12 protein-coding genes are annotated in these 14,140 nt (G+C 38.0%); 7 read left to right on the forward strand and 5 right to left on the reverse strand.

Annotated features, from left to right (window positions below; genetic code table 11):
* Nucleotides 1-220: 220 nt before the first annotated feature.
* From APS80_RS04780 to APS80_RS04790, 3 genes are all read left to right on the forward strand, one after another.
* Entirely contained in the window at nt 221-844 is a 624-nt protein-coding gene (locus APS80_RS04780) for a lysophospholipid acyltransferase family protein (protein ID WP_059107136.1), read from the forward strand.
* A gap of 228 nt (nt 845-1,072) precedes the next feature.
* On the forward strand, nt 1,073-2,563 hold the full coding sequence (gene nagE, locus APS80_RS04785; RefSeq protein WP_059107137.1) for an N-acetylglucosamine-specific PTS transporter subunit IIBC: 1,491 nt from the start codon (nt 1,073-1,075) through the stop codon (nt 2,561-2,563).
* A gap of 97 nt (nt 2,564-2,660) precedes the next feature.
* On the forward strand, nt 2,661-3,782 hold the full coding sequence (locus tag APS80_RS04790) for an HAD family hydrolase (protein WP_059107138.1): 1,122 nt from the start codon (nt 2,661-2,663) through the stop codon (nt 3,780-3,782).
* Nucleotides 3,783-3,869: 87 nt separating this feature from the next.
* Here the strand turns inward: APS80_RS04790 and serA are convergent, their stop codons facing one another.
* The 3 genes from serA to APS80_RS04805 all read right to left on the reverse strand — a co-directional run bounded on the left by serA (nt 3,870) and on the right by APS80_RS04805 (nt 7,226).
* On the reverse strand, nt 3,870-5,465 hold the full coding sequence (gene serA / locus APS80_RS04795) for a phosphoglycerate dehydrogenase (RefSeq protein ID WP_059107139.1): 1,596 nt from the start codon (nt 5,463-5,465) through the stop codon (nt 3,870-3,872).
* Nucleotides 5,458-6,618, reverse strand: coding sequence for a pyridoxal-phosphate-dependent aminotransferase family protein (locus tag APS80_RS04800; protein ID WP_059107140.1), 1,161 nt, complete (start codon nt 6,616-6,618; stop codon nt 5,458-5,460). Before APS80_RS04800 ends, serA begins: the two co-directional genes overlap by 8 nt.
* Before the next feature lie 164 nt (nt 6,619-6,782).
* Nucleotides 6,783-7,226, reverse strand: coding sequence for an SACOL1771 family peroxiredoxin (locus APS80_RS04805; protein ID WP_059107141.1), 444 nt, complete (start codon nt 7,224-7,226; stop codon nt 6,783-6,785).
* A gap of 81 nt (nt 7,227-7,307) precedes the next feature.
* On the opposite strand from APS80_RS04805, the gene APS80_RS04810 reads away from it, so the two are divergent.
* Nucleotides 7,308-8,054, forward strand: a complete 747-nt coding sequence (locus tag APS80_RS04810) for a glycerophosphodiester phosphodiesterase (RefSeq protein ID WP_059107142.1) — start codon at nt 7,308-7,310, stop codon at nt 8,052-8,054.
* 49 nt (nt 8,055-8,103) lie between these two features.
* On the opposite strand, the gene rpsD is transcribed toward APS80_RS04810, so the two are convergent.
* Nucleotides 8,104-8,706 carry a 30S ribosomal protein S4 gene (gene rpsD / locus APS80_RS04815; RefSeq protein ID WP_059107143.1) on the reverse strand — a complete coding sequence of 201 codons (603 nt, stop codon included), beginning with the start codon at nt 8,704-8,706 and terminating at the stop codon, nt 8,104-8,106.
* A gap of 272 nt (nt 8,707-8,978) precedes the next feature.
* Nucleotides 8,979-9,434 (reverse strand): GAF domain-containing protein, encoded by a 456-nt coding sequence (locus tag APS80_RS04820; protein WP_370688026.1) that lies wholly within the window; start codon nt 9,432-9,434, stop codon nt 8,979-8,981.
* 379 nt (nt 9,435-9,813) lie between these two features.
* Between APS80_RS04820 and ezrA the strand changes: the two genes are divergently transcribed.
* From ezrA to thiI, 3 genes are all read left to right on the forward strand, one after another.
* The gene (ezrA, locus tag APS80_RS04825) at nt 9,814-11,514 is read left to right on the forward strand and encodes a septation ring formation regulator EzrA (protein ID WP_059107145.1); all 1,701 of its coding nucleotides are present in this window, start codon (nt 9,814-9,816) and stop codon (nt 11,512-11,514) included.
* Nucleotides 11,515-11,745: 231 nt separating this feature from the next.
* Entirely contained in the window at nt 11,746-12,885 is a 1,140-nt protein-coding gene (locus tag APS80_RS04830) for a cysteine desulfurase family protein (RefSeq protein ID WP_059107146.1), read from the forward strand.
* On the forward strand, nt 12,882-14,105 hold the full coding sequence (gene thiI, locus APS80_RS04835) for a tRNA uracil 4-sulfurtransferase ThiI (protein ID WP_059107147.1): 1,224 nt from the start codon (nt 12,882-12,884) through the stop codon (nt 14,103-14,105). The genes APS80_RS04830 and thiI overlap by 4 nt, the downstream gene beginning before the upstream one ends.
* The last annotated feature ends 35 nt before the right edge of the window (nt 14,106-14,140 follow it).

Below are 14,140 nucleotides of genomic sequence, written 5' to 3' on the forward strand. Positions count from 1 at the left end.
TCGTAATCTGACTGATCTTGTTGCTCTTGGTTTGTGTTGTACTCAGTCATGCTTTTCCTCCTTATAATTTTTTCTATATCCCATATTATCTATGTTTTTTAGGTTGAATGCTAGTAATCTACTGTACAACTTTGGACTGAATTTAAATTGTGCTTGTCCCACCATGACGTAAATGATAGAATTTATAATTGATTATTAAGTAAACGAAGTAGGTGAAAGCATGTATAAATTTATCAGTTCGTTATTATACTTCTACATACGAACGTTAGGTAAAGGTTTAATTGTTAAAGGAAAAGAACATATCCCAGAACACAATAAATATGTTGTCACTTGTACACATGAAAGTTACAACGAAGTGATTATGTTAGGTCTTGCACTGTATCCAAATGAAATTCATTATATGGCTAAAAAAGAATTGTTCCAAAACAAATTTTTCGGTGATTTCTTAAAATCATTAAATGCTTTTCCAGTCGATCGTGAAAATCCTGGACCAAGTACATTAAAACAACCGATTAAATTATTGAAAGATAATAAAACAGTCGGTATCTTCCCAACGGGTCACCGTACTAAAGGTAATGAAGAAGCACCACTTAAACGTGGGGCAGTCACAATCGCAATGCTCTCTGGCTCACCGATCTTAACAGCAGCGTATGTAGGACCTAAACATATTATGGGACTCATTACAGGCCAAGCTATGATCAAATTCGGTGAACCGATTGAAACGAAATCTTTACCTAAATCAATGAAACGAAATGAAAAATTAGAATATCTCACAAAAGAACTTGAACAACGTACAAAACAACTACAAGCAGAACTCAAACAATACAATATTACAAATGACTAACGAATCATGATTGAAACCGAAATGGATGCCACTGACATACCACTTTCGGTTTTTTTATTTTCAACTTCTTACTTCTTGTTTCTAAAAAATTTAGTTAAAATACTAAAAGATATATTTTACTAAATAAAATATGGTATTATAGAAAAGGTTTGATTTTAACAAAAACGCTTACATAATTAAAATGATAGACTAAAATTAAATTTCTACATAAAGAAAAGAGGGAATCACATGTTTGCTTTCTTACAACGGCTAGGGAGATCATTGATGTTGCCTGTTGCGATATTACCTGCTGCCGCGATTATCGTGGGTATAGGGAACGGGCTCAATGCATTAAATCTATGGCCGACAGTAGCGGAGTTCTTCTCTACTGCTGGTACAACGATTCTAGATCAATTAGGTATTCTATTTGCGATTGGTGTCGCGTTAGGGATGGCCAAGAAAAATGATGGGTCTGTAGCCTTAGCAGCGACCTTAGGTTATTTTTTAACTACAGTCGTATTAGGTCCTGAAAAAATAGCACCGATTATTGGTATGAAACCAGAAAATGTCGATGCGGCTTTTGAACAAATGAATAATGCGAATGTGTTTGTGGGGATGCTCGTCGGATTAATCGCTGCTTTTACTTATAATAAATTTAGTGAAACGGAATTACCGATGGCGTTGTCATTCTTTAGCGGTAAACGTTTGGTACCGATTATGACGGCGTTCTTCTGTTTATTCTTAATCGTCGTGTTACTCTTTGTCTGGCCACCGGTTTACAATGCGATTGTCGCATTTGGTAAATGGATTATTGATTTTGGGGCTGTCGGAGCCTTCTTATATGGCTTCTTCAACCGGTTATTGATTCCTACAGGACTTCATCACGCACTCAATGCGGTCTTTTGGTTTGATCTTGCTGGTATCAATGATATTGCGAAATTCCAAACAGGTGATGGTGCTATCAAAGGAATTACTGGACGTTATCAAGCTGGTTTCTTCCCAGTCATGATGTTTGGTATTCCTGCTGTAGCGTTAGCAATGTACCATACTGCAGAAACGAAGCAGAAAAAACGTGTTTACGGATTAATGCTTGCGGGTGCGGTCTCAGCTTTCTTAGTAGGGGTAACTGAACCTATTGAATTTGCGTTTATGTTTGTTGCACCTGTCCTATTTGTCATTCACGCATTATTAACTGGACTCTCGCTTTTCATTGCAGCGTTATTACATTGGACAGCAGGGTTCTCGTTCAGTGCAGGGTTATTAGACGGCTTACTGTCATTAATCAACCCGAATGCAAATCATCCATGGATGTTGTTTGTCCAAGGTATCATATTCTTCGTCATTTATTACGTCGTTTTCCGCGTAGCGATTAAGTTACTCAACTTAAATACACCGGGACGTGGCACAAACTTATTAGCTGATCCTGTGGAAGATGCAGAGAATACAAATGCTCCAAAAAATACAGATGATTCTAAAAGTGTCGGCAAATATCACCAAACGGCGAGCCAAATTTTAGATGGTTTAGGCGGCGAGGAAAACATCACAACACTCACGAATTGTGCAACGAGATTACGTATGGAACTCGACGACAATTCAATCATCGATGAAAAGAAAATTAAATCAGCTGGTGCAGTGGGCGTGACGAAAAGTGGTAAACATAGTACCCAAGTTGTTATCGGTACTCATGTCCAACAAGTGGCTGATGAAATGGAAAAAATGATGGACGATAAAAATATATAATTTAAAGGGCGCAAGTGACGAGGGTCATTTGCGCTTTTTTGTAAGGCATATTACTATTACGTTAAGTATACTTAATTAGAAAAAAGAGGTGACAACGGTGAAATCAATATTATTTGATGTCGATGGGGTGTTTTTAAGCGAAGCACGATGCTTCGACGTTTCGGCTTTAACTGTTTACGAATTATTAATGAGCGAAGATTATTTAGGCTTGGATCCAACAGTGAAATTTGAATCGTTATCAGATGAAGAGATACAAGCAATCCGTTCCCGTGTTTTTAAAGATGATCAAATTTTAAATCGGTTAAAATCATTAGGATTGAATTCAAATTGGGATATGGTATTTATCATCACGGCGCTACATCTGGTACGCATCTTACAACCATTACCGCACAGTCAGTGGCAAGACTTGTTAACAGAAGAAAAAATCACACCAGAAATGCTCCAATCAGTTGGTGAAGTGGCGTCATCTTCTCACATAGATTTTGAAATGCCTTTACGCTTCCTTCAACATGTTTCTGCAGGTAAGATAAATGTATATCAAAATTTAATACACTACACTTCGGAACAATTAAATGTTGATATGTCTTCACTATTTGAATTAAAAGGACCGCTCTGGCAGTTAGCTCAATCCATATATCAAGAATGGTATCTCGGTTATGAATTGTTTGCGGAGGTTGAACATCAAACACCTCGTACGACTTTTAAACAAGGCTATATATATCATGAAACGGTGTTAAAACCTGTCGATGAACTGAAACAATTGTTAGAGGATTTATCCGGTGCACATTATCAACTCGCTGTGGTTACAGGTCGCCCGAGAACTGAAACAATCGTACCGTTTGAAACATTAGGATTAAAGAGATTTTTTGACGATGCACATATCGTGACAGCTTCAGAAGTCTTAAACGCTGAAGCGAAGTATCCTGAGCTTAAACCTCTTGGTAAACCAAATCCATTTAGCTATTTAGCGACCCTAGATGGTAATCAGATTGATCAATACCATCATTACGCTACAGATCAATCGAATCGTGTGAATAAAGATGAAGTCTTTATCGTCGGGGATTCACTCGCTGATTTATTGAGCGCAAAAACGATCGGTGCCACATTCATTGGTCCGTTGACCGGGTTAAAAGGGGCTGATGCAAAAGAAGAATTAGAAGCACATGGTGCAGATTATATCGTGAACGATGTATGCGACATCAGGGATATTTTATTATAAAGTACGGACTTTCAATAAAAGATAGTTTGAATCAAAAAAAGAGCAGGACAGTAGCACTGTCTTGCTCTTTATATATGCATAATGAGTTTAAGAAGGATTCATATAAACGGAGTGTATCGTTTTAAATCCTTGGACTTCATACAATTTTTCGATGATGTCTGATTTAACAGGTGAATCGAGCGATAGAATCATGAAAGCATCGCCACCTTTATCTGCACGACCCACATGCATATTACCGATATTGATATCGTGGTGACCTAAGATTTGTCCAGTTTGTCCAATGATTCCAGGTTGATCGGTATGATGAATGACGAGTTGATAGCGTCCTGGTTTAAAGTCAATCGCATAGTCATTAATACGCACGATTCTTGGTCCATATCCTTTGACGACAGTGGCAGCCAAACTGATCGAATGGTGCTCTGTATAGAGTGTTAATTCAATTGCATTTTGAAAAGGTGTTTGTGTGGCATCTTTTTCTATATTAAATTTCACGCCTTGTTCGTTTAACAGGACGAGTGCATTGATTAAGTTAACACGTGTACCTAAATCTTGTTGTAATACCGTCTTGACAAGTGTTCGTGTAAGGATGCTCGTATCTTCTTCAGCAATCGTACCGCGATACGTTAAATGAAGTTCACGTGGCGCTTCGTCGATAAGTTGCACAGCAAATTGAGCGATGGTTTCACTAATTGAAACGAAAGGTTGCAAGTGCTCATCGATTTCCCCGATAGACATTTTAGGTGCATTGACGGCGTTTCGAATCGTTCCTTGCTCAAACAGGGCAATGATTTCATTGGACACTGAATCAGCGGCTTTTTCTTCTGCTTCCACAGTAGAGGCTCCTAGATGTGGAGTCACGATAACTTTGTCGTGTTTCGTGAGTGGAGAAGCGGTCGCAGGTTCATTTTCAAAAACATCGATCGCTGCTCGAGCGATGAGCTCTTCATCTAGTGCTTGAACTAAATCTTGTTCGTTAATGATACCTCCACGCGCTACATTAATAATTTGCAACGTTGGTTTTGCACGCTCGAAAAATGGATAATCGATAATCCCTCTTGTTTTAGCGGTTAAAGGTGTATGAACAGTGACAAAGTCTGCCTCTCGTGCAATATCTGAAATACTACTTCGTTCAATGCCTAATTCCTGTGCTTTTTCTTCTGACAAATATGGATCATGAGCTAAAATATGCATACCAAAACTTTGCGCGCGTTTGGCGACACCTAAACCGATGCGCCCTGTACCGATAATCCCTAACGTTTTGTTGTACAGTTCTGTTCCTTTAAATGCTTTTCTATTCCATTCACCCGATTGTAATGAATGGTGTGCTTTAGGGATATGTCGTGCCATGGATAGTAACATCGCCATTGAGTGTTCGGTGGCTGAAATGGTATTACCTTCAGGCGCATTAATTACGATGATGCCGTGCTTTGTCGCTTCATCAAGATCGATATTATCGACGCCGACACCCGCTCGTGCGATGACTTTAAGTTGCGTGGCTGCTTGTATGATTGCTTTAGTCACTTGAGTTTGACTTCTGACGATTAATCCCTCGTAATCGGGAATCATGTCGATGAGTTCTGCTTCTGTTAATTGTGTGTGAATCTCTACTTCAAACTGCTCGTGCTGAAGTAATGGAGATAGACCTTCTGTTGATACTGCATCTGCGACTAATATTTTATACATGTTGACTTAATACCTCCATAAAGGCTGTCGTACCTTTACCTATATAATTATTTTGACGATGATCGGTGAGGATGATTTCTAGGGCTGCGACTGCTTGTAAAATGTCGAACGGTGTCACTTGGCCTAAGTGTCCTAAACGCAAGATTTCACCTTTTAACTGACCTTGACCTCCTGCAATGACAATGTTGAAACGTGAATCGAGTTCACTTTTAATCGTAGAGAGTTCTTCGGCATCTTTAGGTTTAAAAGCGGTGACGGTAGGGGATGCATCTTCTTCTACGACGAGTAACTCGAGGTCCAATGCAATCAATGCTTGGCGCAAGCAATCTCTGACAAGATAGTGACGTTTAATCACTTCTGTAAAGCCTTCTTCCTTTATTAAGGACGCGTAGGCAAGGATGCCTTGAAAGAGTGAAATGTTAGGTGTAAACGGTGTAGAGTGGTCGTTAAGTGCTGTGATATAACGATTTAAATTTAGGTAGAAACTTGGGGTTTGAATGGATTCAAATCGTTTTAAAGCACGATCATTATACGCTACAAAAGCGAGACCAGGAGGTAACATCAATGCTTTCTGACTTCCTGACACAAGCACATCGATGTCATCACGTGACATATTCACATCAACCGCACCGATGCTACTGACGCCATCTACGATAAAATAAATATTGGCATCATATTGATGGAGTGCATGACCGAGTTGTTGGACAGGGTGGAGCACTGCAGTAGAGGTTTCACAGTATTGGCAAAATACTGCTTTGATCGGTACGTTCAAAGACTTAATAAACGCTATTAGCGCCTCGACATCTACAGCTTCTCCCCATGGAACATCGTAAATATGTGCGTGTTTGTAATAGGTCTCTGCGATTTGTTTAAAACGATAACCAAAAGCGCCAGAAACGACGACAACAAAGTGGTCTTCTGCTTCAACCGTATTCAACATGGCTGCTTCTAATACACTCGTTCCACTTGAAGTGAGTATGAGTACAGGATGTTCAGAACCGAATATTGGCATGAGTGCACGTGAGGCTTCATCGGCGAGGGTTTCAAATTCAGCGGTGCGATGTCCAATCATCGGTTGTTGCATCGCTTGTAAGATCGGTTGTGGTACTGGCGTAGGTCCAGGGGTTAATAAGTATCTATGGTTCAATTTCATGTTTAACCATCTCCCAATGTTATAATTTTTATATTATAACCAATTTTCTAAAAATAATAAAGTGCTAAAGACGTCTTTTTATAAAATGAGCAGCTTTTCTATTTGTGATATCTACATTTATCCTCGAAACGGTAACTGTCGTCTCGAGGATGAAATGAGATAGATTAGTTTTGAAGCGATGGTTCGATATTCACCTCTACATTACCACGGATGGCATTTGAAATCATACAGTTACGATCTGCTAATTGTAATAATTTTGATAGTTTATCTTTTAACTTTGGTAATTGTGCTTCGTCAATTTTTACTTCTAGATAATGTGTAATCTCTACCATTTTAAACTTACCTTTATCTAATGAGGCACGACCTATAGATTGTTGCGTAATTTGAATATCATTAAATCCAGAGCGTTCTAAAACTGCAGCGAGTGAAATGATATAACACGTAGAGGCAGCTGCAACAAGCATTTCGTCTGGATTAGTTCCGACGCCTTTACCGCCTAATCCAGATGGAATAGAGACTTGTTCTTCAAGTACGTCACCTTTAAGTTGACCCACGGATTCTCGGCCGCCTTGCCATTGTGTCGTCACTTTAAAATCATGTTGAGCCATAAAATTTTTCCCTCCTTTAAAGAGATATGATAAGTTAAGTTTAGTTAATAGCGATGAAGAAATAAAGGGAGAAGGTACACCATGTCTAAAAATTATACGGTGATTGCACATCGTGGTTTATCAGGTCGTTATCCTGAAAATACAATGCCTGCTTTTCAAGCTGCGATAGATTTAGGAGTAGAGAGAGTAGAAATAGATCTCCATATGACAAAGGATCAACAACTCGTCGTGATGCATGATGATAGTGTCAATCGTACTTCGAATGGTTCTGGTAAAATAAAAGACTTTACATTAGAAGAATTAAAGCAATTAGACGTAGGGTCATGGAAGGATCAACGTTTTGAAGGCGAACACATACCTACGTTTGAAGAAGTATTGGAACTCTTTAAACATAGACCTGAAGCATTATTAATAGAGTTAAAAAAGCCGAGACAATATCCAGGGATAGAAAAAGCAGTTTTAGCAGCGTTAGATCGTCATCATTATCAGCGTAGTCAAGCAATAATTCAATCATTTGATATTAAAAGTATGCAACTGATGGCTGCAAGTCAACAAACTTATCCGATAGGGGTGTTAATCAGTAAAAAGTTATTTTGGAATCGTCAACCTCGATTTAAAGACATTGCGAACTTTGCAGACTATGTGAATCCTAACTATGAATTGGTGACGCATTCATTTGTGTCACGTGCGCATGATGCTCATTTAACCGTCTACCCTTATACAGTGAATTCGACAGGAACCGAAAAGCATTTACGTGAACTCGGCGTCGATGGGGTGATTAGTGATGTGCCAGAACAACTTGATTCTTGGACACATATTGAAGCATAAAAAAACACCAACATATCGCAATGATATGTTGGTGAGGAAGTGAAACACATTATCTTGAGTAGTACTCAACGATAAGTTGTTCATTGATTTCAGCTGGTAATTCACTACGTTCTGGCATACGGATGAATTTACCTTGTAAGTTATCAGCATCGAATTCTAAGTATTCAGGAACATAGTTACTGATTTCAACAGATTCTTTGATGATATCAAGGTTTTGTGATTTTTCACGTACTGAAATTGTTTGACCAGGTTTTAATGAGTAAGATGGGATATCAACGCGTTTACCATCTACTTCGATGTGACCGTGGTTTACTAATTGACGTGCTTGACGACGTGTACGTGCTAAACCTAATGAATAAACAACAGCATCTAAACGAGTTGCAAGTAGGGCCATGAAGTTTTCACCATGAACACCGCCTTGTTTACCTGCTTCTTCGAATGTGTTGCGGAATTGTCTTTCAGTTACGCCATATAAATAACGTAATTTTTGTTTTTCACGTAATTGTAAACCATACTCAGATAATTTTTTACGTTGGTTAGGTCCATGTTGACCTGGTGCGTAAGGGCGTTTTTCTAATTCTTTACCAGTGCCGCTTAAAGAAATGCCTAAGCGACGTGATTTTTTCCAGCTTGAGCCTCTAAATGTTGCCATAGATAAGCTCCTCCTTTTCTTTTTCTTGTTATGAAAAAACAAAAAAGAGGGTTGTATGCTTACATTGGATATGTTGTTTTGTGTGTCCTCGCCTCATAGCAATGGTTACACGGCACGTCCGCATTGGGAACAACATAGCGCCAATGAATATACAACAGCTATTTTCGTTTATTCACACAAAGTACATTATACTGATATTTTGGGTGCGTGTCAATGCATTTTTACATTTAATCATTGAAGAAGATTTAAAATGTAATCACGCGTGGTTTGATTTAATGATTCAATTGCGCTTCGAGTATAGCGACTACTGTTTCTAAACCTTGCTTATCCGTTTCATCAAATCGATTTTTAATTGGGGCATCGATATCTAACACACCGATCACTTCATTATGTTGATGAATGGGTACAACGATTTCAGATTGACTGTTGGCATCACAAGCGATGTGACCGGGGAATTGATGAACGTCTTGAACGACTTGTGTTTCGTCCTGACTTGCTGCAGTGCCACAGACCCCGCTACCTAAAGCAATATGCATGCATGCTGGGTGTCCTTGGAATGGTCCAAGGATTAATTCACCATTGTCGACTAAATAAAATCCTACCCAATTCACTTCATCTAAATTATCGTTAATGAGTGCGGATGCATTACTTAGAATTGTGATTAAATTTGTTTCATCTTCTATTAAACTCTCAAGTTGTTTTTGTAGTAAATTATAATTTGTTTGCATAGGAGGACCTCTTCTCATTTTCTGTTCATTATAAAGGGTGGGGGCATACTGAAGCAATCAAAATTGTTCGTGTCAAAACAGTATAAAAGATGGCTAGAATGGGTATGATGAATAGTAAGTGTCAATGTTTAAATGATAGGTTAAATTGTAGCTTTGCGAAAGTGAATACGTTTTACATAAACAGAAATGTCCATGGCACACTCCTAACACACGAACGCATTTGTCATATATTAGCATCCCTGTTTATAAGTACTTTTGATAAGAGTATGCAAATTCATCACAGAAAGAGAAATATTCATAATAATTAAATCATTTTCTATTTAAATAAAAGGGTGATTTACGTTATAATGAGAGATGATAAACTAGGAGGAGAGAATTTATGGTACTGTATATTATTTTAGCAATTATTATCATTATATTAATTGCTGCGGGTGTATTATTTTATATGCGCTCGAATAAGAGCCAAATCATAGAAAAAGCAGAGACACGTAAAACCGAAGTCGCTCAATTACCTTACGAAGATAGCGTGTCTCGTCTGTCTGAATTAGAACTTACTGGTGAAATCCAAGAAAAACATGATCAATTTAAACAATTGACGTTAGAAAGTGAAACACAATATTTAGCTCCTGTAGAGGAAAAGCTTCATGATGCTGAAACATATTTAGACAAATTCAAATTCTCTCAAGCACAGTCAGAGGTTGATGAGGCTCACGAATTAATGGATAAATATGAAGCAAATTATCGCCAAATTAATGAAGAGATTGATGAAATTTTAACGATTAATCAAAACAGCGATCAACTCTACGAACAATCAAAAACACAATACCGCGAAATGAAACGCGATGTGTTAGCGAACCGTCATCAATATGGTGAAGCAGCCGAACCACTTGAAGAAGAAATTGATGGCTTAGCACCTGAGCTAGAACAATATGAATCACTAAAAGAAGAAGGAAATTACTTAGAGGCACATGAACATATTAAAAATCTTAAAAACGATATGACTTATTTAAGAAAAGATATGTCAGAAATTCCTTCTCTGATTAAAGAAGCTCAAAAAGAATTGCCAGGTCAATTCCAAGATTTGAAATATGGATGCAGAGACTTGAAGGTTGAAGGCTATGACTTAGATCACGTTAAAATTGATAGCACATTACAAACCTTAAAGACCGAATTAAGCTTCGTTGAACCAATGATTAGTCGATTAGAACTCGATGAAGCGGACAGTAAACTCAATAGCATCAATGATCGTTTAGACGAAATGTATGACCTCATTGAACATGAAATCAACGCTAAAAATACAGTAGAGGAAACAAAAGAAACGATCACAGATAATCTCTTCAGAGCAAAAGAAATGAACTATACGCTACAAACTGAAATTGATTACGTCCGTGAAAATTACTACATCGATGAAAATGATTTACAAAACGTACGTCAATTTGAAAACGAAATTCAAAATCTCATCTCAGTATACGATGAAATATTGAAAGAAATGGCTAAATCAGCGGTGCGTTATAGTGAAGTTGAAGACAATCTCGAATACATTAAAGAGCATGTCGATGTCATTAACGACAAACAAGAAAAACTACAAAATCATCTCATCCAATTACGTGAAGATGAGTCAGAAGCTGAAGACAGCTTATTACGTATTCAAAGTAAAAAAGAAGAAGTTTATCGTAAATTGTTAGGTTCTAATCTACCAAGCGTACCTGAACGCTTCATCATCATGAAAAATGAAATTGATTACGAAGTAAGAGAAATCAATAAGAAATTTGATGTGCGTCCGCTTCACGTTCAACAATTAAAAGATAAAGTGTCTAAAGCCGTCGTTCAAATGAATAAATTTGAAGAAGAAGCAACAGACGTGTTAGTTAATGCGGCTTACGCTGAAAAACTCATCCAATATGGTAACCGTTACCGTAAAGATTATTCATCTATAGATAAAAGCTTAAACGAAGCTGAACGTCTATTTAAAAATAATCGTTATAAACGTTCAATTGAAATTGCTGAACAAGCATTGGAAGACGTTGAACCAGGCGTGACAAAAGATATTGAAGCACAGGTCACTGAGTCACAATCATAAAACAGCAGACATATCACGAGAAATAGCTAACTCCTTCTAAGGTTCTACGATAAAGTGGAATCTTGAGAAGGAGTTTTTTTACGATTTTATCATTTTGTCAGTTTGCCTCTTTTGTTTCAGGCGGCTTATAGCGTATAATACTATATTGTCTATAAATCAGAATATAGAAATAAGAACGCGTGAGCGATTCACCGTATGTTATGATTAAACGGAATAGAAGAGGTGAGTTAAGTGATATACTTAGATAACGCAGCGACGACGAAACCTAACCATTCTGTGTTAGAAACGTATATTAAAGCAAATGAAGCTGTGTATTTTAACCCGAACAGTCCTCACAAAGCAGGGTTACAAGGTGAGCAATTATTACAACGCGCAAAAAACCAAATTACTGAGCTATTCGATATCACTTCAGAATTTGATTTAATTTTCACCAGTGGGGCCACTGAATCTAACAATTTAGCTATTAAAGGGATCGCATATAAAAAGAAAGATGTAGCTGATGAAATTATCACATCAGTATTAGAACATCCTTCTGTGCTAGAAGTCGTGCGTTCACTCGAAGATGAAGGCTTTACTGTTAAATATGTCAACGTCACTGAAGATGGACAAATCGATACAGATCATCTTCAATCATTGATGACTGATCGGGTAGGTCTTGTGACTTGTATGCACGTGAATAATATTATGGGGCAAGTTCAACCTGTTGAAAAGGTCTCTGAGATCGTCCAACAATATCCAAAAGCACATTTACATGTGGACGCTGTACAAGCGATTGGTAAAGTGCCGCTCTACTTTGATCATGTCGATAGTTTGAGTCTTAGTGGTCATAAATTCCATGGATTGAAAGGGCAAGGTTTACTATTTGTCCGTAATTTACATCAATTGACACCGATTATTCATGGGGGAGGACAAGAATATGGCTTGCGAAGCGGTACAGTAAATCTTCCGATGAATGTGGCAGTCGTGAAAGCATTAAAACATGCTGTACAAGATACGGAAACAACAAATGAAAAATTAGCCTATTTCAACCAAACTTTACGTGAATTTATCCAACAATATCCTGGTGTTTATATCAATTCACCGAAAGAGGCAGCGCCGCACATTTTAAATATCAGCTTCCCAGGGGTTAAAGGTGAAGTACTCGTCAACGCATTTTCAAAATACGATATCATGATATCTACCACTAGTGCATGTGCTTCTAAAAAAGCAACCCTTAATGAGGTTTTACTTGCCATGAATGTGGATAAAACACGAATTGAAGGCAGTATTAGAATTTCTATGAGTAGTGAAACTTCTGAAGAGGACATAGAAGCATTCAAAGCTCAATTCGAAAATGTTTATGAAGAAGTTAAGGAGTTGTTACAAAAATGATATATGATCATATCCTTGTGCGATATGGCGAATTGACACTAAAAGGAGCGAATCGAAAAACGTTCGTCAGTCAATTACGATCTAATACGAAAAAAGCACTTATGCCGTTACAAGGGTATAAAGTGAATGCCAATCGCGACAGAATGTATATTGAGCTCGAACCGGATGCACCCCTTGATGAAATGCTTGATCGTTTATCAGGTGTCTTCGGTATTCGCTCAATCAGCCCAGTACTAAAAATAGACAAAACACTTGAAGCTGCGAACCAACAAGCGATTGCATTTGCGCAAAATTATGCGCAAGGCGACTCATTTAAAATAGAAGTGAAACGTTCTGATAAACAATTCCCAATGGAAACCTTTGAACTGCAACGCGATATTGGGGAAGCGGTATTAAAAAATACAACCGGTATTCACGTAGATGTGAAATACCCAGATCATACAATCAAAGTTGAGGTCCGTCTCGATGCGATTTATGTGTATGATCAAATCATTGAAGGTGCAGGCGGCTTACCTGTGGGTACAGGTGGTAAAACATTACTCATGCTTTCTGGTGGGATCGATTCACCCGTTGCAGGCATGGAAGTGATGCGTCGTGGTGTCACTGTAGAAGCAATTCATTTCCACAGTCCACCATTTACAAGTGATAAAGCGAAAGAGAAAGTCATCGAACTAACACGTATTTTAGCGGGACGCGTGGGTACAATTAAGCTCCACATCGTGCCGTTTACAGAACTACAAAAACAAGTGAACAAAGTCGTTCATGAACGTTATACGATGACTTCTACACGTCGCATGATGATGCGAGTGGCGGATAAACTCGTTCATCGTATTGGCGCAGATGCGATCGTGAATGGGGAAAATCTAGGTCAAGTTGCGAGTCAGACGCTTAAAAGCATGTATGCGATTAACCATGTGACGTCAACTCCAGTTTTAAGACCATTATTGACACTAGATAAAGAAGAGATTGTGAAAAAAGCGAAAGCGATTGGCACGTATGAAACGTCTATTCAACCATTTGAAGATTGCTGTACGATTTTCACACCAAAAAATCCAGTGACTGAACCTAACTTCGAAAAGGTTGAACAATATGAAAGTGGCTATGATTTTGAAGAAATGATAGAACGTGCAGTGGATGGCGTAGAAACGCTTACGATCACGAAAGATTATCAAAGTGATAAAGATCGCGAAACAGATGCATTAGCAGAAGATCTCTTTTAATCTTCACTAGAAGTTCTATAGTAATAAAATAGGTA

The sequence above is a fragment of the Staphylococcus auricularis genome (genome assembly GCF_001500315.1).
Classification (GTDB): domain Bacteria; phylum Bacillota; class Bacilli; order Staphylococcales; family Staphylococcaceae; genus Staphylococcus; species Staphylococcus auricularis.

Coding starts and splice junctions, on each gene's coding strand:
- APS80_RS04800 (WP_059107140.1), bottom strand. CDS start 6,618: ATGAAATTGAACCATAGATACTTATTAACCCCTGGACCTACGCCAGTA.
- APS80_RS04820 (WP_370688026.1), bottom strand. CDS start 9,434: ATGCAAACAAATTATAATTTACTACAAAAACAACTTGAGAGTTTAATA.
- thiI (WP_059107147.1), top strand. CDS start 12,882: ATGATATATGATCATATCCTTGTGCGATATGGCGAATTGACACTAAAA.
- ezrA (WP_059107145.1), top strand. CDS start 9,814: ATGGTACTGTATATTATTTTAGCAATTATTATCATTATATTAATTGCT.
- APS80_RS04810 (WP_059107142.1), top strand. CDS start 7,308: ATGTCTAAAAATTATACGGTGATTGCACATCGTGGTTTATCAGGTCGT.
- APS80_RS04805 (WP_059107141.1), bottom strand. CDS start 7,226: ATGGCTCAACATGATTTTAAAGTGACGACACAATGGCAAGGCGGCCGA.
- rpsD (WP_059107143.1), bottom strand. CDS start 8,706: ATGGCAACATTTAGAGGCTCAAGCTGGAAAAAATCACGTCGCTTAGGC.
- APS80_RS04780 (WP_059107136.1), top strand. CDS start 221: ATGTATAAATTTATCAGTTCGTTATTATACTTCTACATACGAACGTTA.
- serA (WP_059107139.1), bottom strand. CDS start 5,465: ATGTATAAAATATTAGTCGCAGATGCAGTATCAACAGAAGGTCTATCT.
- nagE (WP_059107137.1), top strand. CDS start 1,073: ATGTTTGCTTTCTTACAACGGCTAGGGAGATCATTGATGTTGCCTGTT.